Annotated in this window: 19 protein-coding genes; 14 read left to right on the top strand and 5 right to left on the bottom strand. The window is 68.2% G+C overall.

The annotated features are described in order from the left end of the window. Positions 1-154 precede the first annotated feature (154 nt). From GWI72_RS09850 to GWI72_RS09805, 10 genes are all read left to right on the top strand, one after another. A complete protein-coding gene (locus tag GWI72_RS09850; protein ID WP_161708523.1) occupies positions 155-1,021 on the top strand; it encodes an FAD binding domain-containing protein in 867 nt (288 codons plus the stop codon). 11 nt (positions 1,022-1,032) lie between these two features. Then, a complete protein-coding gene (locus GWI72_RS09845) occupies positions 1,033-1,542 on the top strand; it encodes a (2Fe-2S)-binding protein (protein WP_161674403.1) in 510 nt (169 codons plus the stop codon). Further along, the gene (locus GWI72_RS09840) at positions 1,539-3,959 is read left to right on the top strand and encodes an aerobic carbon-monoxide dehydrogenase large subunit (RefSeq protein WP_161708522.1); all 2,421 of its coding nucleotides are present in this window, start codon (positions 1,539-1,541) and stop codon (positions 3,957-3,959) included. The genes GWI72_RS09845 and GWI72_RS09840 overlap by 4 nt, the downstream gene beginning before the upstream one ends. A gap of 336 nt (positions 3,960-4,295) precedes the next feature. Next, a complete protein-coding gene (locus GWI72_RS09835) occupies positions 4,296-5,174 on the top strand; it encodes an AAA family ATPase (RefSeq protein ID WP_161708521.1) in 879 nt (292 codons plus the stop codon). 7 nt (positions 5,175-5,181) lie between these two features. Beyond that, entirely contained in the window at positions 5,182-6,402 is a 1,221-nt protein-coding gene (locus tag GWI72_RS09830; protein ID WP_161708520.1) for a vWA domain-containing protein, read from the top strand. 71 nt (positions 6,403-6,473) lie between these two features. Next, complete coding sequence (locus tag GWI72_RS09825; protein ID WP_161709147.1) at positions 6,474-7,283, top strand: XdhC family protein; 810 nt, start codon at positions 6,474-6,476, stop codon at positions 7,281-7,283. Between the two features lie 61 nt (positions 7,284-7,344). Next, on the top strand, positions 7,345-7,899 hold the full coding sequence (locus tag GWI72_RS09820; protein ID WP_161708519.1) for an SRPBCC family protein: 555 nt from the start codon (positions 7,345-7,347) through the stop codon (positions 7,897-7,899). Positions 7,900-7,993: 94 nt separating this feature from the next. Continuing rightward, the gene (locus GWI72_RS09815) at positions 7,994-8,239 is read left to right on the top strand and encodes a hypothetical protein (RefSeq protein ID WP_161708518.1); all 246 of its coding nucleotides are present in this window, start codon (positions 7,994-7,996) and stop codon (positions 8,237-8,239) included. 278 nt (positions 8,240-8,517) lie between these two features. Beyond that, positions 8,518-8,781, top strand: a complete 264-nt coding sequence (locus GWI72_RS09810) for a helix-turn-helix domain-containing protein (protein WP_161674391.1) — start codon at positions 8,518-8,520, stop codon at positions 8,779-8,781. A 278-nt stretch (positions 8,782-9,059) separates the two neighbouring features. Next, positions 9,060-10,817, top strand: a complete 1,758-nt coding sequence (locus tag GWI72_RS09805; protein WP_179956159.1) for a SulP family inorganic anion transporter — start codon at positions 9,060-9,062, stop codon at positions 10,815-10,817. Between the two features lie 347 nt (positions 10,818-11,164). Here the strand turns inward: GWI72_RS09805 and GWI72_RS20315 are convergent, their stop codons facing one another. Both GWI72_RS20315 and GWI72_RS09800 read right to left on the bottom strand, forming a co-directional pair. Next, positions 11,165-11,296, bottom strand: coding sequence for a hypothetical protein (locus GWI72_RS20315; protein WP_280116307.1), 132 nt, complete (start codon positions 11,294-11,296; stop codon positions 11,165-11,167). A 260-nt stretch (positions 11,297-11,556) separates the two neighbouring features. Then, positions 11,557-12,237: an adenylate/guanylate cyclase domain-containing protein gene (locus GWI72_RS09800; RefSeq protein WP_161708517.1), complete on the bottom strand. Its 681-nt coding sequence runs from the start codon at positions 12,235-12,237 to the stop codon at positions 11,557-11,559. A 44-nt stretch (positions 12,238-12,281) separates the two neighbouring features. Between GWI72_RS09800 and GWI72_RS09795 the strand changes: the two genes are divergently transcribed. After that, on the top strand, positions 12,282-12,872 hold the full coding sequence (locus tag GWI72_RS09795) for a hypothetical protein (RefSeq protein WP_161708516.1): 591 nt from the start codon (positions 12,282-12,284) through the stop codon (positions 12,870-12,872). An 81-nt stretch (positions 12,873-12,953) separates the two neighbouring features. Here the strand turns inward: GWI72_RS09795 and GWI72_RS09790 are convergent, their stop codons facing one another. Next, positions 12,954-15,116 carry a malate synthase G gene (locus GWI72_RS09790; RefSeq protein WP_161708515.1) on the bottom strand — a complete coding sequence of 721 codons (2,163 nt, stop codon included), beginning with the start codon at positions 15,114-15,116 and terminating at the stop codon, positions 12,954-12,956. 302 nt (positions 15,117-15,418) lie between these two features. On the opposite strand from GWI72_RS09790, the gene GWI72_RS09785 reads away from it, so the two are divergent. The 3 genes from GWI72_RS09785 to GWI72_RS09775 all read left to right on the top strand — a co-directional run bounded on the left by GWI72_RS09785 (position 15,419) and on the right by GWI72_RS09775 (position 19,574). Then, positions 15,419-16,342, top strand: coding sequence for a DMT family transporter (locus tag GWI72_RS09785; RefSeq protein WP_179956054.1), 924 nt, complete (start codon positions 15,419-15,421; stop codon positions 16,340-16,342). Positions 16,343-16,439: 97 nt separating this feature from the next. Continuing rightward, positions 16,440-19,025 carry a cation:proton antiporter gene (locus tag GWI72_RS09780; RefSeq protein ID WP_161708514.1) on the top strand — a complete coding sequence of 862 codons (2,586 nt, stop codon included), beginning with the start codon at positions 16,440-16,442 and terminating at the stop codon, positions 19,023-19,025. Positions 19,026-19,178: 153 nt separating this feature from the next. After that, on the top strand, positions 19,179-19,574 hold the full coding sequence (locus GWI72_RS09775; RefSeq protein ID WP_161708513.1) for a (R)-mandelonitrile lyase: 396 nt from the start codon (positions 19,179-19,181) through the stop codon (positions 19,572-19,574). Positions 19,575-19,711: 137 nt separating this feature from the next. Here GWI72_RS09775 and GWI72_RS09770 read toward each other — a convergent pair whose 3' ends face one another. After that, positions 19,712-21,232, bottom strand: a complete 1,521-nt coding sequence (locus GWI72_RS09770) for an ATP-binding protein (RefSeq protein ID WP_161708512.1) — start codon at positions 21,230-21,232, stop codon at positions 19,712-19,714. Then, positions 21,229-21,954, bottom strand: a complete 726-nt coding sequence (locus GWI72_RS09765; protein WP_161674379.1) for a response regulator — start codon at positions 21,952-21,954, stop codon at positions 21,229-21,231. The genes GWI72_RS09770 and GWI72_RS09765 overlap by 4 nt, the downstream gene beginning before the upstream one ends. Positions 21,955-22,219 lie beyond the last annotated feature (265 nt).

Here is a 22,219-nt window from a genome sequence, read left to right as displayed (position 1 = left end):
ACGCATTTCGTGCAAGGCGAACCGCATTTCGTGCAGAGGCAGCGCCAGTGGTGCAGCTCCCGTTGTGCGTGCACCGCACACATCCGCAGCCTTCCGATCCGGAGCATGCGGTGCAGCGGGCATGGTCTGCGCCGCACCGGTGAGGGAGGAAACCGTGATCCCAGGACAATTCACCTATCACAGGCCGTCGTCGCTGGCGGAAGCCGTCGCCCTTCTCGCCAGTCACGGCGACGAGGCGCGGCCGCTGGCCGGAGGCCACAGCCTCATCCCGATGATGAAGCTGCGCATGGCCGCGCCCGAACATCTCGTCGATCTTGCCGGCATTGCTGATCTCAAGGGCATCTGCGAGGACGGGGGAACGATCGTCATCGGCGCGACCACGACGCAGCACGAGGTCATCGCCTCCGCGCTTCTGGCGAGCAAGCTGCCGATCCTGCGCGAGACGGCGCTGCTCATCGCCGATCCGCAGATCCGGTACGTCGGCACCATCGGCGGCAATGTCGCCAACGGCGATCCGGGCAACGACATGCCGGCGCTGATGCAGTGCCTTGATGCGAGCTACGTGCTCGTCGGCCCCTCGGGCGAACGCCACGTGGCGGCGCGCGAGTTCTATGAGGCGGCCTATTTCACGGCGCTGAGCCCCGACGAGATCGTGGCCGCGATCCGCATTCCCGTGCCGGCCGCCGGCCACGGCTATGCCTACGAGAAGCTGAAGCGCAAGGTCGGCGACTACGCCACGGCGGCGGCAGCGGTGATGCTGACCCGCAGCGGACATCAGATCACCTCCTGCTCCATCGGCCTCACCAATGTCGCCGACACGCCGCTGTTTGCCGAGGAGGCGGGCCGCATCCTGACCGGATCGTCCATGGAAGCCGATGTGGTCACCCGTGCCGTTGCTGCAGCCGAAGCAATCACCAATCCCGCCTCCGACGGCCGTGGGCCAGCGGAATACCGCACGCGCATGGCCGGCGTGATGCTGCGCCGGGCTCTGGCCCGCGCCTATGACCGCGCAGCGGCCTGAGGGAGATCAAGATGAGCGAAATCGAACAGCTTCCGCTGACCCTCACGGTCAATGGCAAGAAGGTGCAGCGCTTCGTCGAGCCGCGCACGCTGCTGATCCACTTCCTGCGCGAGGACCTGTCCCTGACAGGACCGCATATCGGCTGCGAGACCTCCCACTGCGGCGCCTGCACCATCGAGCTGAACGGCATGTCGGTGAAATCCTGCACCATGTTCGCCGTCCAGGCGAACGGGGCGGAGATCACCACCATCGAAGGCATGGCCGCTGCCGATGGCACGCTGTCGGCCTTGCAGGAAGGCTTCCGCCAGATGCATGGCCTGCAGTGCGGCTATTGCACGCCCGGCATGATCCTGCGCGCGCATGTGCTCCTGAAGGAAAACCCGGACCCGACCGAAGCGGAGATCCGGGCCGGAATTGCCGGCAACCTCTGCCGCTGCACCGGCTACCAGAACATCGTCAAGGCGATCCAGTACGCCGCTGCCAAGCTGGCCGGGCGTGACTTCCAGGAGGCCGCAGAATGAACGACATGACGCTGACCAAGGAACAGCGCGAGGCCCGGCTGGAAGGCATGGGCTGCAAGCGCAAGCGCGTCGAGGACGTCCGCTTCACGCAGGGCAAGGGCCAGTATGTCGACGACATCAAGATGCCCGGCATGCTGTTCGGCGACTTCGTCCGCTCGCCCTACGCCCATGCCCGGGTGAAGAAGATCGACGCCTCGCGCGCCCTCGCCCTGCCGGGCGTGATCGCGGTGCTGACGGCGGAAGACCTCAAGGGCGTCAATCTCGCCTGGATGCCGACGCTTGCGGGCGACGTGCAGATGGTGCTGGCCGACGGCAAGGTGCTGTACCAGAACCAGGAAGTCGCCTTCGTGGTGGCCGAGGACCGTTACATCGCCGACGACGCCCTCCAGCTGATCGATGTGGAATATGAGGAGCTGCCGGTTCTGGTCGACCCGTTCAGGTCGATGGACCCGGATGCCCCGGTGCTGCGCGAGGATCTCGCGGGCAAGACCACGGGTGCGCACGGCCCGCGCAAGCACCACAACCACATCTTCACCTGGGATGTCGGCGACAAGGACCTGACCGACAAGGCCTTCCGCGAAGCCGATGTCACGATCAAGGAGCTGATCTCCTATCACCGCACCCATCCCTCGCCGCTGGAAACCTGCCAGTGCGTCGCGGCGATGGACAAGGTGAAGGGCGAGCTGACGCTCTACGGCACCTTCCAGGCGCCGCATGTCATCCGCACCGTGGCCTCGCTGCTCTCGACGATCCCGGAGCACAAGATCCACGTCATCGCGCCGGACATCGGCGGCGGCTTCGGCAACAAGGTCGGGGCCTATCCCGGCTACATCTGCGCCATCGTCGCCTCCATCGTCACCGGCCGTCCGGTGAAATGGGTCGAGGACCGGATGGAGAACCTCTCCACCACGTCCTTTGCCCGCGACTACCACATGACCACCGAGATCGCCGCCCGCAAGGACGGTACGGTAACGGGCCTGCGCGTGCATGTGCTGGCCGACCACGGCGGCTTCGATGCCTGCGCCGATCCGTCCAAGTGGCCGGCCGGCTTCTTCAACATCGTCACCGGCTCCTATGACTTCCCCGTCGCCCATCTCTCGGTCGACGGCGTCTACACCAACAAGGCGCCCGGCGGCGTTGCCTACCGGTGTTCCTTCCGCGTGACGGAAGCCGCCTACTGCATCGAGCGGGCGATGGACATCCTGGCGCAGAAGCTCGGGATGGATCCGGCGGACCTCAGGATGAAGAACTTCATCCGCCGCGACCAGTTCCCCTACCAGTCGGCGCTGGGCTGGGAATATGACAGCGGCGACTATCACCTCGCCATGCAGAAGGCGATGGACACGCTGAACTATCGCGCACTGCGCGAGGAGCAGAAACAGAAGCAGGAGGCGTTCAAGCGCGGCGAGACCCGCGAGATCATGGGGATCGGCATCTCGTTCTTCACCGAGATCGTCGGCGCGGGCCCGTCCAAGAATTGCGACATCCTGGGTGTCGCCATGTTCGACAGCGCCGAGATCCGCGTCCATCCGACCGGATCGGTGATCTCGCGCATGGGCACCAAGAGCCAGGGCCAGGGACACGAGACCACCTGGGCCCAGATCATCGCCACCGAGATCGGCATCCCGGCCGAGAACATCATGGTGGAAGAAGGCAACACCGACACGGCCCCCTACGGCCTTGGCACCTATGGCTCGCGCTCCACGCCTGTCGCCGGTGCGGCCATCGCGCTGGCGGCGCGCAAGATCCGCGCCAAGGCGCAGATGATCGCGGCCCACATGCTCGAGGTCTCCGAGTATGATCTGGAGTGGGATGTGGACGGGTTCCAGGTGAAGGGCAACCCGCAGGCGCGCAAGTCCATGACCGAGATCGCCTGGGCCGCCTATCACGCTCCCCCTCCGGGCATGGAGCCGGGGCTGGAAGCGGTCAGCTACTATGATCCGCCCAACATGACCTATCCGTTCGGAGCCTATTTCTGCGTGATGGACATCGACGTCGACACGGGCGTTGCCAGGACCCGGCGCTTCTACGCGCTCGATGACTGCGGCACCCGCATCAACCCGATGATCATCGAAGGCCAGGTCCATGGCGGCCTGACGGAAGCCTTCGCCATCGCGATGGGGCAGGAGATCCGCTACGACGAGGCCGGCAACGTCATGGGGGCGTCCTTCATGGACTTCTTCCTGCCGACCGCCGTCGAGACGCCGCACTGGGAAACGGACTTTACCGTGACCCCCAGCCCGCATCACCCGATCGGGGCCAAGGGCGTGGGCGAAAGCCCGAATGTCGGCGGCGTGCCGGCCTTCTCCAACGCGGTCAACGACGCCTTCGCCTTCCTCGGCTCCACCCACATCCAGATGCCGCATGACAGCTGGCGCCTCTGGAAGGTGGCAAAGGAGCTCGGCGCGACGGCCTGACACCGCCTGTGGCCGGGCGGAGCGCTTGCGCTCCGTCCGGGGCCGCGGGGTCGACGGTGTCTGGAGCAGGCAGTTTTGCGCGTTGCAAGCACGGCAGGCCGCAGCGCCCCTCTCCCCCCTTGAGGGGGAGATGTCTGCGTTAGCAGACAGAGGGGGGTGGCGACGCTGCAGCCCTGTGTCGGCTCTCGAAAGTACGTGAGGCCGCTACCCCCCTCTGCCCCCTGACGGGGGCATCTCCCCCTCAAGGGGGGAGAGGGACTGCGGCCTTGCCAGATGCGCATGGGAAACGTTGAGCGTCGCCACTCGCTTCCCCCCACACCAGGACCGGACTGATCCATGACTCGAACCAAGGACAGCATCGCCAAGGCCTTTGCCAGCGCCGGCTACATCGCCGACGAGGGACTGCTGACGGCCGTGCTGCTGATGGAGGTGCTGGCGCGGCCTCTGCTCCTGGAAGGTGAGGCCGGGGTCGGCAAGACGGAGGTCGCCAAGGCCCTGGCGGCCAGCGAGGGCACCGACCTGATCCGGCTGCAGTGCTTTGAAGGCCTCGACCGCTCCGATGCGCTTTACGAATGGAACTACCAGCGCCAGCTTCTCGCCATCAAGGCGCATGAGGGGCAGGGCGATCCCGACGCCCTCGAGAGTGCCATCTTCTCGGAAAGATACCTGCTGCAGCGGCCGCTGCTGGCTGCCATCCGCAGTCCGCGCCCGGTGGTGCTCCTGATCGACGAGGTCGACCGGGCCGACGAGGAGTTCGAGGCCTTCCTGCTGGAAGTCCTGTCGGACTATCAGGTCTCGATCCCGGAGCTTGGCACCATACCGGCCACCAGCATTCCCCGCGTCGTGCTCACCTCGAACGGCACGCGCGAACTCTCCGATGCCCTGCGCCGCCGCTGTCTTTATCATTACGTCGACTACCCGGATGTCGGGCGTGAGGCCGAGATCCTGCGCGCCCGGGTTCCCGGCATCGACACGGCCTTTGCCCTGCAGATCGCCGAGCTGATGAGCCGGCTGCGCAAGGAGGATCTCGCCAAGGTGCCGGGCGTCGCCGAGACCATCGACTGGGCGGCCGCGCTGACGGGGCTGGGCGGCACCCATCTCGCCCGGGACCGGGAGCTGGTCTTCGACACGCTCGCCTGCGTCCTGAAAACCCGCGAGGACCGGTCCCGCATCACCCGCGAGGTGACGGACCGCCTCATCGGCAAGGTTGCGTGAGGCGGACATGAGCCAGACCGCTGCCTCCCAAACCGCTGCCTCCCAGACCGCCGCGTTTGAACCGGGTCCTGCCCTGCGCCTGACGCTGGCAGCCTTCGTCGCGCTGCTGCGCGACAAGGGCTTCCGCATCGGCCCGAGCGAGGCGGCGGATGCGGGCCGGCTGGTCACGGGTGCCGCCGGCCAGCGCGCGGCGACGTTGCGCCCGGCCCTGAAGGCCTTGTTCTGCGGCCGGCGCTCGGACTGGGTCGCCTTCGATGCGCTGTTTGATGCGCACTTTCTGCGCAAGGGCATGAAGAATGCGGTGACGCTCGCGGGCTCTGCAGGCGAGAGCGGCGGTGCCCGCACGCTGAAGCAGATGCAGGACGACCAGGCCGCGCGCCGCTCGTCGCCCGCGCTGGACGTCAGCCGCGAGGCAGAAGCGCCCGAGGCCGGCGAGGAAGATCCGGCCGGCACCCGCGAGGGCGCAAGCCGGGCGGAGAACCTCGCCGAGACCGACTTCCGCAAGATCCGTGATCCGGAGCTGGAGGCCGAGGCGCACCGGCTGGCCGAGCGGCTGGCGCTGGTGATGCGCCGCCGTCTCACCCGCCGCGACCGCATCCTGAGCGCAGGACCGCGCCTCGACCTGCGCCGCACCTTGCGCAAGTCGGTGGCTCGCGGCGGCCTGCCGCTGGATCTGGTGCGCAAGGGACCGAAGCTGCGCCAGCTGCGCCTCGTCGTGCTGCTGGATGCCTCGGGCTCGATGAACAATTACACCGGCGTCTTCGTGCGCTTCGTGCATGGTCTGCTGGATGCCTTCCGGCAGGCCGATGCCTTCCTGGTCCACACGCGGCTGGTGCATGTGTCCTCGGCGCTGAAGGAGCGGGATGCGGCGCGGGCGCTGGACCGGCTGGGGCTGATGGCCCAGGGCGTCGGCGGCGGCACGCGCATCGGCGCGGCGCTGGCAGACTTCAACCGCTGGCACGCGGCCCGGCTGCTGACCTCGCGCAGCTGCGTCATCATCCTCTCCGATGGCTATGACACCGGCCCGGCCGAGGAGATCGGCGCGGAAATGGCCCGGCTCGCCCGCCGCTGCCGCCGCATCGTCTGGCTCAATCCGCTCATCGGCAGCGATGGCTATGCCCCGGTTGCTGCCGGCATGGCAGCCGCGCTGCCCCATGTGGACCTGTTCGCGCCCGCCCACAATCTGAAGAGCCTGGCGGCACTCGAGCCCTATCTCGCCAAGGTGTGAGGATCAGACCCATGACCCCATCGACCACGCAGCAACCACCCCACTGGGACGCCGGCGACGTCAACTCCGTCATGGACCGGCTGCGCCGCGCGGGCACGCCTTTCGCGCTTGCCACCGTGGTGCGCACCGTCTCCGTCACGGCGGCCAAGGCCGGGGCCAAGGCGGTGATCGCGCCCGACGGCACGATGCTCGCCGGCTGGATCGGCGGCGGTTGCGCCCGCGGTGCCGTGCTGAAGGCCGCGCGCGAGGCGCTGGCCGATGGCAAGACGCGGCTCATCTCGGTGCAGCCCGAGGATCTGCTGGCCGAACAAGGCGTGGCAGCAGGGGATGAGCATCAGGGCGTGCGCTATGCCCGCAACATGTGCCCGAGCCAGGGCTCGATGGATGTCTTCGTCGAGCCGGTCCTGCCGCGGCCGCGTCTGGTCGTGCTGGGCGCAAGTCCGGTGGCGGTGGCCCTGGCCGATCTGGGCGGACGCATGGGCTATGACCTCACCGTCTGCGCCGCCCCGGAGGACCAGCCGGCGTTCCGCCAGGCCGACGAGCGGATCGAGGGCTTTGCCCTTCCCGTCGAGGCCTCGGGGAGCCGCTATCTGGTCGTCTCGACGCAGGGACGCGGCGACCTGGCAGCGCTGAAGGCCGCGCTCGCCGTCGAGGCCGAGCACGTTGCCTTTGTCGGCAGCCGGCGCAAGGCGGAGGCGCTGACGCGCAAGCTGCAGGAAGATGGCATCGGTTTGAACCAGATTGCCCGGCTGAAAGCGCCGGCCGGGCTTGACCTCGGGGCCATCACTCCGGAAGAGATCGCCCTGTCCGTCCTTGCGGAAATCACGCTGCTGCGGCGGCGGGGCCAGAGAGGCACCGCCCAAGCCGGAGCGGCAACCTGACCCGCCGACCGGTCAAACGGAAGCCAGACAGGGCCGGATCCAGAAGAGGGAAAATCACGTCATGCAGATGGCCGACAGTCAACGAATTGAAGCCCCGCGTCAGAAGGTGTGGGAGGCTCTGAACGATCCGGACGTGCTCAAGGCCGCGATCCCCGGCTGCGAGGAGCTGATCAAGCATTCCGACACCGAGCTGGAAGCCAAGGTGACCCTGAAGGTCGGCCCGGTGAAGGCGACCTTCGGCGGCAAGGTGACCTTGAGCGAGCTGGATCCGCCGAAAGGCTACCGCATCGACGGCGAAGGGTCCGGCGGCGTGGCCGGCTTTGCCCGGGGTGGGGCCAAGGTCTGGCTCGAGGAAGACGGACCGGACGCCACCATCCTGCATTACGAGGTCGACGCCAATGTCGGCGGCAAGCTCGCCCAGCTCGGCGCGCGCCTGATCGATTCCACCGCCAAGCGACTGGCCGGCGAGTTCTTCAAGAGCTTCGGCGAGATCGTCGCGCCTGCTGCACCGGCCGAAGGTGCCGAGGGCGAGGCGGCCGAGGCGGGCAGCGAGAAGAAGGGCTGGTTCGGTGGCCTGTTCGGCAAGAAGAAGGACGAGGCGGAAGCCGGCACCTGATCCGGCACGCGGGCAGCAGGCGCGGACCGCCGGCCTGCTGCCCGCCCGCCGCACGCCCGTCGACGGTGACAACGCATCTTTGGAGGAGAGCAGCATGGGGAGCATGACGATGGGCACCGCAGCCGCGCTGCGGCGGCAGGGGGATGAACGGCTTGCCGCGACATGGGGCGAGAGTTGGGCCGAGAGCTGGGCTGACATCTCGCAGGATCCGTCGATCCGTCTGGCACTGGCCACGGCGGTGGCCGTTCTTGCCACGCTCGCCGTGGTCCACGCCTGCTGCCTCTTCACGCCGGTCGAAAGCTGGCATGGCCTGACCGCGCTCTGCTCGGCCGTGCTCTGACCTGATCCCCTGGCGTCGTCCCATTGCAGGTGCCTGGGGCGGCTGCCGGGGCAAGGCAAACCCCTCTCCTGGCTGGCAGCCGGTTTCTGCCCGGCTGCTGGCCACGCCCTTGTGGGCGGACCGGTTCACCCGGGCGTGCCCCGCCAGAATGCCGGAGACGGCATCCGGTTTCATACGGATCATGCCTCAGGCGGGCATCATTGGATTCTGGCCGCGAAGTCTTGTATCCTGACAGCCAATAGTGATGTTCTGGACATCACCCCTTGCTGCCGGATGCCATGCTCACCTCCGCCCAACTCAAGGCCGCACGCGCGCTCCTCGGCATCGACCAGAAACAGCTGGCCGACCTTGCCGGCGTGTCCGTGCCGACGATCCAGCGGATGGAGGCGAGCAACGGCACCGTGCGCGGGGTCATCGACACGCTGACGCGGGTGATCGAGGCGCTGGACGCGGCCGGGATCGAACTGATCGGCGAGAATGCGGCCAGTCTTGCCGGCGGGCGGGGCGTGCGCCTGCGCCAGCCGCCGGCCTCTGGCACCTAGGCATCACCGCGGGTGCGCCGGCGCGGTCCGCATGGCACCGCCGCGCCCTGACCCTTGCCTCCGGCCGCGGCTGCGGACCAGCCCGTGCCGGCCCGGCGACGCGGGAGCAGAGCCCGGCCCGGCGTCGCCCGACGGACTGGACGGCGACGGACTGGCTCCCGATGGACTGGCCACAGCTTCACCGGCCCCGGTGCCAGCCCAGTTCGGGCCAGCCCAGTCCCAGCCCAGTTCCGGCCAAGTCCCCTCAGGTCGGGTTCAGGAAGGACAGCATGTCCACCATGTCCGGAATGCCGGCCTCGACACCGCGCGCGACAGCACCGACCCTGGCCGAGCTGTACACCCCGAAACTCGTCACCACCTTGCGCGAGGGCTACGGTCCGGCCCGGCTGCGGGCGGATGCCATCGCCGGCCTGACGGTGGCGATCGTCGCCCTGCCGCTGTCGATGGCCATCGCGATCGCCTCCGGCGCGACGCCGGGCGCGGGGCTGACGACCGCCATTGTCGGCGGGTTCCTCGTGTCGGCACTGGGGGGCAGCCGGTACCAGATCGGCGGGCCGGCGGGCGCCTTCATCGTGCTGGTCGCCGCCTGCATTGCCCGCCATGGCATGGAGGGGCTGATCCTGGCGACGCTCATGTCCGGCGTCTTCCTGATGCTCATCGGCGGCCTGCGCCTTGGCACCTACATCAAGTACATCCCGCATCCGGTCACCGTCGGCTTCACGGCCGGGATTGGCGTCATCATCCTGTCCAGCCAGCTCAAGGACCTGTTCGGCCTGACGCTTGCCGGTCCGGAGCCGGGGCCGCTGGCGGAGAAGCTGCCGGCTCTGGCTGCGGCGTTGCCAAGCCTCAACGGCATCACCCTGGCGCTGTCCGCCGGCACGATTGGTCTCATCCTGCTCCTGCGCCGCTACCGGCCGCATTGGCCCGGCCTGTTGATTGCCGTCGTGCTTGCTGCCGGTCTCACGGCCGGCCTCGACTTGCCGGTCGACACGATCGCCTCGCGGTTTGGCGGCATTCCGGCCGGCTTGCCGGCCCCCGCGCTGCCGGACGTTTCGGTTGCGAAGATGCTGGCGGTCCTGCCGGAAGCCATCGGCTTCGCCCTGCTGGGGGCCATCGAATCGCTGCTGTCTGCCGTGGTGGCCGACGGAATGACCGGACGGCGCCACCGCGCGAACTGCGAACTGGTGGCGCAGGGCGTGGCCAACATCGGCTCGGCGCTGTTCGGCGGCATCTGCGTCACCGGCACCATCGCCCGCACGGCCACGAATGTCCGGGCGGGTGCGACGTCGCCGGTCTCTGGCATGCTGCATGCCGTGTTCCTGCTGCTGTTCCTGCTCGTCGCCGCCCCGCTTGCCGGCTACATTCCGCTGGCAGCACTCGCCGGCGTGCTGGCGGTGGTGGCCTGGAACATGCTGGAGCGTCACGCCATCGGCACCATCCTGCGCCATTCGCGCGCGGACACGCTGGTCTTTGGCGCCACGTTCTTCCTGACCCTGTTCCGCGACCTGACGGAGGCCATTCTGGTGGGCGTCGCGCTCGGCGGGGCCATCTTCATCGACCGCATGGCGCGTCTGGTGCAGGTCGAGCAGCACAAGCCCTTCGTCGGCGAGGATGCGGCCGACCGCCTGTCAGGCAGCGACAGCGGCCTGCAGTACCTGCGCGGCGAGGCGCCCTTTGCCGCCGGCGTTGCCAGTGATCCCGATCTGGTCGTCTACCGCCTGTCGGGTGCCTTCTTCTTCGGCTCGGCCGCGACCGTAGGCGCCGTGCTCGACCGGATCGCCGACCGGCACAGGGCTCTGGTGCTGGACTTCTCCGGCGTCGCCCTGATGGATTCCACCGCCGCGCTGACGATGATCGGAGCCTTGCGCAAGGCGTCGGGCCGGAACGTGACGCTGCATCTGGCCGGGGCGAGCCCGGCCATCCGCGGCGCGCTGGCCACCCATGGCCTGAAGGACGGCGAGGTGCAGGTCCACCCTGATCTCGACACGGCTGTCCGCGCCGCCCGTCTTGCGCTGGATCAGGCTCGCACCAGTTAAGGTCAGGCGCGACAAAGCAAAAGCCCCGGAATGACCGGGGCTCAGACTGATGACAAACCTCGGGCTTCACCGCCGTCATCCCGGCCAAGCTGAGCGTGAGCGAAGCGCCGAGCCGGGATCCAGATATCAGCCGCGCGAAGCGCGACACACCTGTCGGTCGCAAGTCGTATCGAGCTGACTTGGTTTTGGGCTCGCTTGCGCTCGCACAGACATGCTGGATTCCGGATCTGCGGTTCGCTGAACGCTCACCTTGTCCGGAATGACGGCAAACTGACGAAACTCCGAAGTTTGTCACCAACCTCAGCCCCGGAATGACCGGGGCTTTCAGGGGGGCCGCATGGGATGCGTCAGGCCGGGCGCTTGCCCTTGGTGGCCTCGGCAAACAGGCGGTAGAGGCTCGACGGCAGCCAGGGCAGCCGGTCGCGGTTGTAGTCCTGCCGGTGATCGATGATCAGCGCGCGGGCAGTGTAGACGTTCATGGTCTTGTTCTCCTGCATCTGGTGGTCGGGGCGCTTACGCGTTCTTCTTTCCGCTAAGGTATGTGCATTGAGTGCACATTTCAAGGCGTACCCTGTGCGTATTGACCCGAATGTATAGATAACTAGACCACTATGTCGGTTTCACGACATTCGACCGTCGGTTGCAGCTCCTCGTCGCGCCATCTGATGCCGGCCCTGCCGCAAGCGCAAGGGCCCGGCCCCTTCGGCCCGGGGCCCCTCGGGGGGCGGTCACGTGTGTTTCAGGGGGCGTACGGTCTGATCGGGGCAAACAGATCCATCGGTTCGGGCAGTCCGCGCAGGCTGTGGCGGCCGAGGCTTTCGACCGCCCCGGTCGCCCGGGCAGTCGTCCGGGCGGTCGTCCCCGTGGCAACGGCAACCGCCTCGGCGACCGGGGCGGTCATGAGGATGGGCCTTGCCAGCGGCTTCGTGAGGCCTTCGACCCGGCTGGCCGTGTTGACTGCCGAGCCGATGACCGTGAAGTCCAGCCGGTTGGCAGCTCCGACATTGCCGAAGAAGACATCCCCGACATGCAGCCCGATCCCTGACTGGAGCGGTGCCCAGCCGTCGATGCCGGACAACTCGGCGGGAGGGCTCACGCCCAGTCCTGCGACGGCGATCTCCGCGTCCAGCGCTGCGGCAAGGGCTGCGCAGGCGGCATTCGCCTGGTCGTAGGTGCGCTCGAGCGGAAAGACCGCCAGCAGGCCATCGCCGACAAACTTGAGCACATCGCCGCCATGCCGCGTGATGGCCTCGACCAACGCCGAAAAATACGCGTTGAGAATCAGCAGCATGTCGTCTGGCGCCAGCCGGTCGGACAGATCGGTGAAGCCGCGGAGGTCCGAGACCCAGATGACCGCCTCGATGCGGCTGCCCGTGCCGCGCTTGATGACGCCGTCGAGCACCGCCTTGCCGGCATCCACGCGAGATAGGTGGCGACCACATTCTGGGAAATCCGCAGTGCGATATGCCGCTCGACATGCAGGGCAAGGAGGCGCAGCAGCGAGCACAGGATCTCGTGCTGTTCGGGCGAGAACCCGTCCGGATGCCGTGTGGCGACGGTCGCGACATTGTGATAGTCGCCGGCCCCCAGGGGAGTGGCGACATACTGGGTAAAGCCGGCCTGGCGCAGGTCGGCCATGATGCCGTATTGCGCAACGGTCGCGTCATCGCGCGCATCGAGAACGAGTTCCTCGCCGGTCCGGAAGACGACAGCCAGGGGGCTGCGCAGGAACGCCGGCTGCGCCAGGGCCTCCTCGCTGACCTGGACCTCGTCACAGAACCCGTCGGCTTCACTCCAGTTCCAGGCAAAGCCCAGCAGCTGGGGATGCAGGGTCCCGACATGCAGGCTTGCCCTGTGCAAGGGAACATCGGCGGCAACCAGGTGCCAGCAGAATCCCTCGAACAGGGCATGAAGGGTCGGGATTCGTCCGGCCTCATCGAGGAGCCAGCGCTCGACGTCGCGCCAGTCCCGCGTCGCGGGCACAAGATGGCGGCCACCGGACGACCGGGCCAGCAGCCGGACCATCGGCGGATAGACGCGCTCAGGACCCTTTGACGTCTCGGGCGACTGGACCATGGACCTTCCTGTCGAAAGACCGCGAGGAGGGCACCGGCGCGTGCCCCCCTCGCCGGGTTGTCAGCCTCGCGCGCGCGCCTTGGCTTCGCGGCGGCGGGCGTGGAGGACGGGTTCGGTGTAGCCGTTCGGCTGGCGGGTGCCTTCAAACACCAGGTCGCAGGCGGCCCTGAAGGCGATGGAGCCGTCGAAATCGGCGGCCATCGGCCGGTACAGCGGATCGCCGGCGTTCTGGGCGTCCACCACGGCAGCCATGCGCTTCAGCGTTTCCATCACCTGGGCCTCGCTGCAGACGCCGTGGCGCAGCCAGTTGGCGATGTGCTGCGAGGAGATGCGCAGCGTCGCCCGATCTTCCATCAGGCCGACATCGTGAATGTCCGGCACCTTGGAGCAGCCGACGCCCTGATCCACCCAGCGCACCACATAGCCGAGGATGCCTTGCGCATTGTTGTCCAGTTCCGCCTGGATGTCTGCGGCCGACCAGTTCGGACGGGTGGCCACGGGGATCGACAGGATGTCGTCCAGCCTTGCCTTCGTCCGGCTGGCAAGCTCGCCCTGGCGGGCCTTCACGCTGACCTTGTGATAATGCAGCGCGTGCAGCGTCGCGGCCGTCGGGGAGGGGACCCAGGCGGTGTTGGCGCCAGCCATCGGATGGGCGATCTTCTGCTCGATCATCGCCTTCATCAGGTCCGGCATCGCCCACATGCCCTTGCCGATCTGCGCATGACCCGGCAGGCCACAGGCCAGACCGACATCCACGTTGTTGGCTTCATAGGACGCGATCCAGGTGGCGGCCTTCATGTCGCCCTTGCGGATCATCGGCCCGGCTTCCATCGAGGTGTGCATCTCGTCGCCGGTGCGGTCGAGGAAGCCGGTGTTGATGAAGAACACCCGGTCCTTTGCCGCCCGGATGCATTCCTTGAGGTTCACCGTCGTCCGGCGCTCCTCGTCCATGATGCCCATCTTGAGCGTGTTGCGGGCGAGGCCCAGCACGTCCTCGATGCGGGCAAACAGCCGGTCGGCGAAGGCGACTTCCTCCGGCCCGTGCATCTTCGGCTTGACGATGTAGACCGAGCCGGCGCGGGAATTGGCCCGGCGGCCATGGGCGCCGATGTCATGCAGGGCGATGGCCGCCGTCACCATGCCGTCGAGAATGCCCTCCGGCACCTCGTGGCCCTCGGCGTCGAGAACCGCGTCGATGGTCATCAGGTGGCCGACGTTGCGCACCAGCATGAGCGAGCGGCCATGCAGGGTGAGCGTTTCGCCGTCAGCGCCGGTGTAGCTGCGGTCGCCGGCGAGACGGCGGGTGACGCTCTTGCCGCCCTTCTCGAACGTGTCGGTGAGGTCGCCCTTCATCAGGCCAAGCCAGTTGCCATAGACGACGACCTTGTCCTCGGCGTCGACGGCGGCGACCGAATCCTCGCAGTCCATGATGGTCGAGAGCGCCGCTTCCAGCACCACATCGGCAATGCCGGCCAGGTCCGTGGCGCCGATCGGATGGGTGCGGTCGATCCGGATGTCGAGATGCAGCCCGTTGCGCGCCAGCAGCACCGAGGCGGGCGCGTCCGGCGCCCCGGTGTAGCCCTTGAGCTGCGCCGGGTCGGCAAGTCCCGTTTCGCCCGCGTCAGTCGTCACGCTCAGCATGCCGGCAGAGAGCCGCAGGCCCGTCACGGTGCGCCAGGAGCCGGCCGCCAGCGGGGCCGCGTCATCGAGCACCTTGCGGGCGTGGGCGATGACCTCGGCGCCGCGCGCCGCATCATAGCCGCCGGCGGCCGGCAGGGAGCCCATCGCATCGGTGCCGTAGAGCGCGTCATAGAGCGAGCCCCAGCGGGCGTTGGCAGCGTTGAGCGCGTAGCGGGCGTTCATCACCGGCACGACGAGCTGCGGCCCGGCGACGGCGGCGATCTCCGGGTCGACATTGGCCGTTCCGACGGCAAAGTCGGGTCCCTCGGGCACCAGATAGCCGATGTCCGTCAGGAAGGCTTTGTAGGCGGTCATGTCCGGCGCGCCCGGATTGGCCCGGTGCCAGGCATCGATCTGCGCCTGCAACGCATCGCGCCTGGCCAGCAGCGCCCGGTTCACCGGTGCAAGGTCAGCCAGGATCGCGGCAAATCCGCCCCAGAAGGCGTCGGCCGACACGCCCGTTCCGGGCAGCACCCGGTCATTGACGAAATCATGCAGTTCCCGTGCGACCTTGAGGCCATGCGCCTCGACCCGTTCCGTCATGCCAGTCTCCCTCGGTCCGTCCGGCCGTCAGGGCCAGACGGAGGCTGTCCAGTCTGAACGCACTGTCGAGCCGCTTCGCCTTTTCGTCAATTGCAGGGGATCCCACATGACCTTCTCCGCAAGGGAAACAATCGCGGCGCGGCTCCGCCCTTTGGCGAAGGCGCGGTGATCGCACTTGCATGCGCCGGCAATTCCGGTCACACCTCACGGGGTCCAGCGCCGGTCTGCGTCCATCCGCCCGTGCCGGACCTGCCGGTCTGACCTGATCCGGCCGCCCCCCCGCCCGGCAAGGAGCTTCCCCGATGATCGATGCTGCCCGCAGCCTCGGTGCCCGACTGAACACCAGTCCCATCCTGCTGCTGACGCTGGCGATGCTGTACTGGGGCGGCAACACGATTGCCGGTCGCCTGGCCATTGGCGAGGTGTCGCCGATGGTGATCGTGTTCCTGCGCTGGATCATCGTGGCGGGCCTCCTTGCGGTGATGATGCGGCGTCAGCTGGTCAGCGAATGGGACCTGGCGCGGCCGCATCTGCCGGGCATGGTGGCCATGGCCCTGTTCGGCTTCGTCGGCTTCAACATCCTGTTCTATGTCGCGGCCCATTCGACCTCGGCGATCAACCTCGGCATCATCCAGGGCTCGATGCCGGCGCTGGTGCTGCTGGGCACCGTTCTGGTCTTCCGGGCGCGGGTGAAGGCGCTGCAGGTCGCCGGCATCCTGGTGACGATGGCAGGCGTGGCGCTGGTGGCTGCCCAGGGCGACTTCGCCAACCTGGCCCGTCTTCAGATCAATCCCGGCGACGGCATCATGCTGGTCGCCAGCCTCTTCTATGCGGGCTACACGCTGGCCCTGCGCAACCGGCCCAAGCTGTCCGGCATGGTCTTCTTCACGCTGCTGTCGATCATCTCGGCGCTCGCCTCGGTGCCGGCGGTGGTCTACGAGATCGCGGCCGGGACAGCGATCTGGCCGGGTCTCGAGGGCTGGCTCATCGTGCTGTTCATCGCCCTGTTTCCCTCGTTCCTCGCGCAGATCCATTTCATGCGCGGCGTCGAACTGATCGGCCCCGGCCGCGCCGGCGTCTTCATCAATCTCGTGCCGATCTTCTCCGCGATCCTTGCGGTGCTGCTCCTGGGCGAACCGTTCCAGTGGCACCACGCCGTGGCGCTTGTGCTCGTTCTGGGCGGGATCTGGCTGTCGGAGCGCAAGGCGGAGGCGGCGCTGTCTTAATTCCTTGTCTTTCAACGGATCGTGAAGCTAAAAGATCCGGAGGCAAGCCTGCCCGAACCACCCAATCGCTGCCACATGGCACTGGACGTACGGCGCCATGCACACACCGGTCGTCATCGCCGCCTTCGCGGTCCTGCTCATCGTGATCGCGCTGCTGCAGCCCCTGGCGCGGCGGCTCGACCTTGCACCGAGCGTGCTGCTGGCGGCTGTCGGCGCCTTGCTGGGCGCCATGGCTGCCTGGCTGCTCTACACGCCGCAGACGGATGCGCTCAACGCGCTGGCGCAGGTTTTCGTCGATCCGCCAATCGATTCCGAGACGATCCTCTACGTCTTCCTGCCGCTTCTCCTCTTCCAGACGACCTTGACGCTGGAGATGCGCCGGATCTTTGAAGACATTGGTCCGATTCTGGTTCTTGCCGTCGTTGCGGTGCTCGTGGCGACGGCCTTCATCGGCTTTGCGCTCTATCCTCTGGCGGGCGTGTCGCTGGTCGCCTGCCTGCTGCTCGGCGCCATCGTGGCCACCACCGATCCGGTTGCGGTGGTGTCGATCTTCCGCGACATCGGCGCGCCGGCCCGGCTGGGGCGGCTGGTGGAAGGCGAGAGCCTGCTGAATGACGCGGCCGCCATCGTGCTCTTCGTCATCCTGTTCGGCATGCTCACCGGGGCCCAGGCGCCGGAGGCCTCCGCCGCACTCCTGACCTTCCTCAGGTCCTTCGTCGGCGGCCTCGCCTTCGGCCTCCTCGCAGGCCGGCTGGCGGTGGGCGTGCTGCCGATGATGCGCGACCACAAGCTTGCCCAGGTGACGTTTTCCGTTGCCTTGCCCTATCTCGTCTATGTGCTCAGCGAACAGGTGATCGGCGTCTCGGCGGTCGTGGCGGTCGTCTCCAGCGGCATCATGTTCAACCTCTACGGCCCGGCGCGCGTCACCCCCGATGCCTGGTCCTACCTGCATGACGTCTGGGAGCAGATTGCCTTCTGGGCCAGCTCGCTCATCTTCATCATCGCCTCGATCCTGATCCCGGAGATGCTGGACGGGTTCCGGCCGCTCGACGCGTTGCTGCTGGTGGTGCTGATCCTTGCTGCCTTTGTCGGCCGTGCGGTGGTGATCTTCGGTCTCCTGCCGCTGCTCGGCGTCATGCGCCTGGGGGAAAGGGTCAACACCAAGTACAAGACCGTGATCCTGTGGGGCGGCATGCGCGGGGCTGTGACCCTGACGCTGGCCCTCTCCGTCACCGAGCACCGCAACATTCCCGAGGACGTCCAGCATTTCGTCGCCGTCCAGGCCACGGGCTTCGTCCTGTTCACGCTGCTGGTCTATGGCACGACCCTGAAGCCGCTGATCAAGCTGTTGAAGCTGAACAACCTCTCGCCGCTGGATGAGGCCCTGCGAAACCAGTTCCAGGCGCTTGTGCTGTCCGATGTCCGCGACAGTGTCGACCAGATGGCCTCGGCCTACGCGATCTCGCCGGACGTGACGCAGAAGGTGCGCGCGGGCTACGACGCCCGCACGGCGGAAGTGGCCGCCGCCAATGCGATTGCCGAGGACATCATGGACAAGGAGCGCGTCCAGCTCGGGCTGATCGCGCTCGCCGACCGGGAACGGGTGCTGGTGCTGCATCATTTCCGCGAGAACACGGTGTCCAACCGCACCATCTCCGCCCATCTGGCCATCGTCGGGGAGATCGCCGACACCGCCCGCACGCGGGGACGCGCCGGCTACAACCGCGCCGCCCGCCGCATCGTCGCCTTTGATGCAGGCTTCCGCTTCGCCCAGTGGGTGTTCCGCCGTCTCAGGACGGATGCCCTGCTCGGGCGCGCCGTGGCCGACCGCTTCGAGCGGCTGCTCCTGACCCGGATCGTGCTGAACGAGCTGATCCTGTTCAACGTCAAGCGCATCCGCCCGATGGTCGGCGACCGGGTGTCGATGATCCTGCACGAGACGCTGGAAGGGCGGAAGGATGACGTGCTGCAGCAGCTGGACGCGCTGCGGCTGCAATATCCCGACTACGCCGACGCGCTCGAGCTGGAGTTCCTGCGCCGCACCGGCGAACGCATGGAAGAGACCGCCTATGCCGAAGCCTTTGCGCAGCGGCTGATCGCCTCGGAGCTGTACAACGACCTGAAGCGGGAGCTGGCGGTGAAGATGGGCGAGACCCGGCAGCGGCCGCACATCGACCTCGGCCTGAAGAAACAGGACCTGATCGCGTCCAACCCGCTGTTCGCCACCTTGCCCGACAGCCAGCGCGAGCGGATCTCGCGGCTGCTGCAGCCGGTGTTCGTGCTGCCGGGCGAGCATGTCATCCGCAAGGGAGAGAAGGGCGACGCGGCCTATTTCATCTCCTCCGGCGCGGCAGAGGTCAGGACCGCCTTCGGCGTCCATCGCATGGGCCGCGGCGACGTGGTCGGCGAAATGGCCCTGCTGACCGGGCAGCCGCGCAGCGCCGACGTCGTCGCGCTCGGATACTGCACGCTGCTTGTCCTGTCGGCCGCCGATTTCCGCAACCTGATCCGCACCTCCCCCGAACTCAAGGCGCATGTGGAGCATCTCGCCCAGACGCGCCTTGGCCTCAACGCGGCCGAAGCGGCCGCCTTCGCGGAGAAGGCAGCGCATGAGGCCCTTGAAGCGGCACATGAGGGCGCCGGCGGCACGCCGCCTGCGGTGGCCCCGTCGCCGCAAGCGTGAACAGGCTGCCGCAGCGGGCGGCTGCAAGTCTCTGACGGGACTCGCGGATCGTCCGCCGACGCCCGCTCCGGTTCCGGCAGAGCTTGAAGTTGCCGGCAACCTGCGCTTCGATCCGGCAGCACCCGACCGCAGCAACCCCGAGCGAGGTTCCCGATGCGCATCCACAAGGCCGGCAGCCGCCCGACGCGGCGTGCCAATCCCGACTATTTCACCGGCACGGTCTGGCAGGACGTGATCGCCGAGCCGGAGGGGTCGGCGCGTGCGGCGGCACTTCTGGTGCAGTTCGAGCCGGGAGCCCGCACGCACTGGCACACGCATCCCCATGGCCAGACGATCCACATCATGTCCGGCCTCTGCCTGGCGCAAGTGCGCGGGGAGGCCGTCGTCGAGCTTCGCCCCGGCGACACGGCCTTCTTCCCGCCCGGGATCGAGCACTGGCACGGGGCGGCCCCGCATTCGGCCATGACCCATCTGGCGATCCAGGAGGCCGAGGGCGGCGTGACGGCGCACTGGCTGGAGCCGGTCGAGGACGGCCCGGCCAAGGGGTAGTCCGGGCACCGTCCGGCTCGCGGGCCGGGCCAGGTGCAGCCCCGGCCACTGGCAGCTCCGGCTAGCGGCACCCCCGGACGGTCGCAGCCCCTGATGGTCGCAGCCGGCGGCCGGGCGCGCGGCCGCAGGCCTGCGGGCTAGAGTGGCAGCAGCACCGTTGCCCTGAGGCCGCCGCCCGGGCGGTTCTCGAGGGTGATCGTGCCGCCGTGGGCATGAATGATCGAGCGCGTGATCGCAAGCCCGAGGCCGATGCCGCCGGTCTCGGTGCTGCGCGAGGTCTCCAGCCGGACAAAGGGCTCGAACACGTCCTGGAGCCGGTCCGGCGGGATTCCGGGGCCATCGTCGTCAATGACGATGCGCGCGTGGCCCTCGCCGGCACCCTGGCTGATCCGCGCCACGCCGCCATAGCGCACGGCATTCTCGATGAGGTTGCGCAAGGCCCGCTTCAGGGCGAGCGGACGGCAGGCAAGGCGGACCGGCGCCGTTGTCTCGAGGCGCACCGTGCGGCCCATGTCCACCTGGTCGCCGACCAGCGTCTCGAGCAGGGCGGGCAGATCGACCGCATCCTGCGGCTCGTGCACGGCTTCGTCCCGGGCGAAGGCCAGCGTTGCCTCGGTCATGGCCGCCATCTCGTCGAGCGTGGCAATGAACTTCTCCCGGTCCTCGTCGTCCTCGATGAACTCCGCCCGGATGCGCAGTGACGTGATCGGCGTGCGCAGGTCATGGCTGATCGCGGCAAGCATGCGCGTGCGGTCGCGGACGAACCGGCTGAGCCGTTCCTGCATGGCGTTGAAGGCCTGGATGGTCTGGCGCACCTCGGCAGGACCGGCCACGGGCAGGGGGGGCACCGCCTCGCCACGGCCCAGCCGGTCAGCGGCCCCCGCAAGCGCCAGCATGGGACGGCTGACCTGGCGGATCGTGACGGCAATGATCAGCACGATGGAGGCAGCCATCAGCACGATCTGGATCAGCAGGGTGCGGAAGGCGGCGGTCGGCGGCGGCCTGTGGTTCGCCGTGACATTGAGCCAGGTGCCGTCGCCGAGCCGGACGGAGAAGTTCAGCGCCAGCAAGGTACGCCGCATCCGTTCGGACGCGCGGTCCTCCTGCTCGCGCTGCCGCTCCAGCCGGCTCTGCTCGGCGCCGGCCCTGCCGTCCTCGGCCCGCCGGTCTGGTCCCCGGTCTGGCCCCTGGTCCGGCGTCCGCCCCGGATCGCTGCCGTCGTCGTCGCGCGCCGGTTGCGGCCGCGGGCGCCCGTCCGGCTTGTCCCGGCCGATCAGCTCGACCCGGATGTCCCGGCCGGCCCCCAGCTCCTCGACCAGCGCATCCTCCAGCCGCCGCTCCGGTGCGGAGGCGCCGGGGCGGTCCACGAGCGGCGTGGGCGCAACCCAGAACCGGGTCACCGGCGTGCTGGTCGCCCGTAGGATCTGGTCGCGCATGGGCGCATCCGCCCCCTCCAGCAGCGGCAGCAGCGAGGCCGACCGCAGGATCACCCCGTCGCCGATGGCCTCGTAGATCGCCACCCGCCGCTCGCCGGCCAGCAGCCACAGGGCGACGCCCTGGCTGGCCACCAGCGCCAGCAGCAGCAACGCGATCAGCTGTCCCCCGAGGCTGCGTGGCAAAAGCCGCAACCGCAGCCGGGGCAGGCGGCGGCCGCTCATGGCAGGGCCTGCACGTCGGGGGTGAACATGTAGCCGCCGCCCCAGACCGTCTTGATGAAGCGCGGCTCCCGCGGATCCGGCTCGATCTTGCGGCGCAGCCGGCTGACCTGGTTGTCGATGGCGCGGTCGAACAGGCCTGGCGTGCGACCGCTCGTCAGGTCCATCAGCTGGTCACGGGTGAGCACGAGGCGCGGGCGTTTCAGAAAGGCGCAGAGCAGCTGGAACTCGCCACTGGACAGCGGCACGAGCGTGCCCGTGCCGTCGCGCAGCTCGCGGCGCACCACATCGACGGTGAACCCCTCGAAGGCAAGCCGCTCCTGCTCCAGCGGATCGCGGGTCTTCGGCACGCTCGCCGTCCGCCGCAGCACGGCCTTGATGCGGGCCAGCAGTTCGCGCGGGTTGAAGGGTTTGGTCACGTAGTCGTCGGCGCCGATTTCCAGGCCGATGATGCGGTCGGTGTCCTCGGCCATGGCCGTCAGCAGGATGATCGGCGGGGCATCGCCCTCCACCAGCGACCGGCACAGCGACAGGCCGTCTTCTCCCGGCATCATCACGTCGAGGACGATGAGGTCGATGACCGCCGCCTTGAGGGCCTTGCGCGCCTGGGCGGCATTCTCGGCCGTGCTCGCCCGGTAGCCGTTCTTGACCAGATAGCGCGCCAGCGTCTCGCGGATGTCGCGGTGATCGTCGACCACGAGGATATGGGGGCTTGGTTCTGTCATGTCCTCACGGGCCTGTTCTCGCAGGCCTGTCCTCGATCGCCTGTCCTCATCGGCAGGGCCTCGCGGTCCTGTCCTTGCCCAGATGCCGGCGCGGCCCCTGCCTCCCGGGCCGGCCGGCGGCACCTGTCCCGATCCTAGGTAATCCCAAATGCCGGCGGGCGGGAGGGCAAAGTGTAACAGCCTGTCGCAACCGGCCGGACACGTCACAGCTGGCGACACTTGCGTCCGGTTCCGGTCCTAATTCGGCGCGGGGGCCGGGTCTATG

The sequence above is a fragment of the Pannonibacter sp. XCT-53 genome, from assembly GCF_009915765.1.
Classification (GTDB): domain Bacteria; phylum Pseudomonadota; class Alphaproteobacteria; order Rhizobiales; family Stappiaceae; genus Pannonibacter; species Pannonibacter tanglangensis.
This window is presented reverse-complemented; position numbering and strand designations above follow the sequence as displayed.

Bases quoted from the DNA above. Each gene is read 5' to 3' on its own strand.
- GWI72_RS09845 (WP_161674403.1), top strand. From the start codon at position 1,033: ATGAGCGAAATCGAACAGCTTCCGCTGACCCTCACGGTCAATGGCAAG.
- GWI72_RS09840 (WP_161708522.1), top strand. From the start codon at position 1,539: ATGAACGACATGACGCTGACCAAGGAACAGCGCGAGGCCCGGCTGGAA.
- GWI72_RS09835 (WP_161708521.1), top strand. From the start codon at position 4,296: ATGACTCGAACCAAGGACAGCATCGCCAAGGCCTTTGCCAGCGCCGGC.
- GWI72_RS09830 (WP_161708520.1), top strand. From the start codon at position 5,182: ATGAGCCAGACCGCTGCCTCCCAAACCGCTGCCTCCCAGACCGCCGCG.
- GWI72_RS09825 (WP_161709147.1), top strand. From the start codon at position 6,474: ATGGACCGGCTGCGCCGCGCGGGCACGCCTTTCGCGCTTGCCACCGTG.
- GWI72_RS09820 (WP_161708519.1), top strand. From the start codon at position 7,345: ATGCAGATGGCCGACAGTCAACGAATTGAAGCCCCGCGTCAGAAGGTG.
- GWI72_RS09815 (WP_161708518.1), top strand. From the start codon at position 7,994: ATGGGGAGCATGACGATGGGCACCGCAGCCGCGCTGCGGCGGCAGGGG.
- GWI72_RS09810 (WP_161674391.1), top strand. From the start codon at position 8,518: ATGCTCACCTCCGCCCAACTCAAGGCCGCACGCGCGCTCCTCGGCATC.
- GWI72_RS09805 (WP_179956159.1), top strand. From the start codon at position 9,060: ATGTCCGGAATGCCGGCCTCGACACCGCGCGCGACAGCACCGACCCTG.
- GWI72_RS20315 (WP_280116307.1), bottom strand. From the start codon at position 11,296: ATGAACGTCTACACTGCCCGCGCGCTGATCATCGATCACCGGCAGGAC.
- GWI72_RS09795 (WP_161708516.1), top strand. From the start codon at position 12,282: ATGCCGCTCGACATGCAGGGCAAGGAGGCGCAGCAGCGAGCACAGGAT.
- GWI72_RS09790 (WP_161708515.1), bottom strand. From the start codon at position 15,116: ATGACGGAACGGGTCGAGGCGCATGGCCTCAAGGTCGCACGGGAACTG.
- GWI72_RS09785 (WP_179956054.1), top strand. From the start codon at position 15,419: ATGATCGATGCTGCCCGCAGCCTCGGTGCCCGACTGAACACCAGTCCC.
- GWI72_RS09780 (WP_161708514.1), top strand. From the start codon at position 16,440: ATGCACACACCGGTCGTCATCGCCGCCTTCGCGGTCCTGCTCATCGTG.
- GWI72_RS09775 (WP_161708513.1), top strand. From the start codon at position 19,179: ATGCGCATCCACAAGGCCGGCAGCCGCCCGACGCGGCGTGCCAATCCC.
- GWI72_RS09770 (WP_161708512.1), bottom strand. From the start codon at position 21,232: ATGAGCGGCCGCCGCCTGCCCCGGCTGCGGTTGCGGCTTTTGCCACGC.
- GWI72_RS09765 (WP_161674379.1), bottom strand. From the start codon at position 21,954: ATGACAGAACCAAGCCCCCATATCCTCGTGGTCGACGATCACCGCGAC.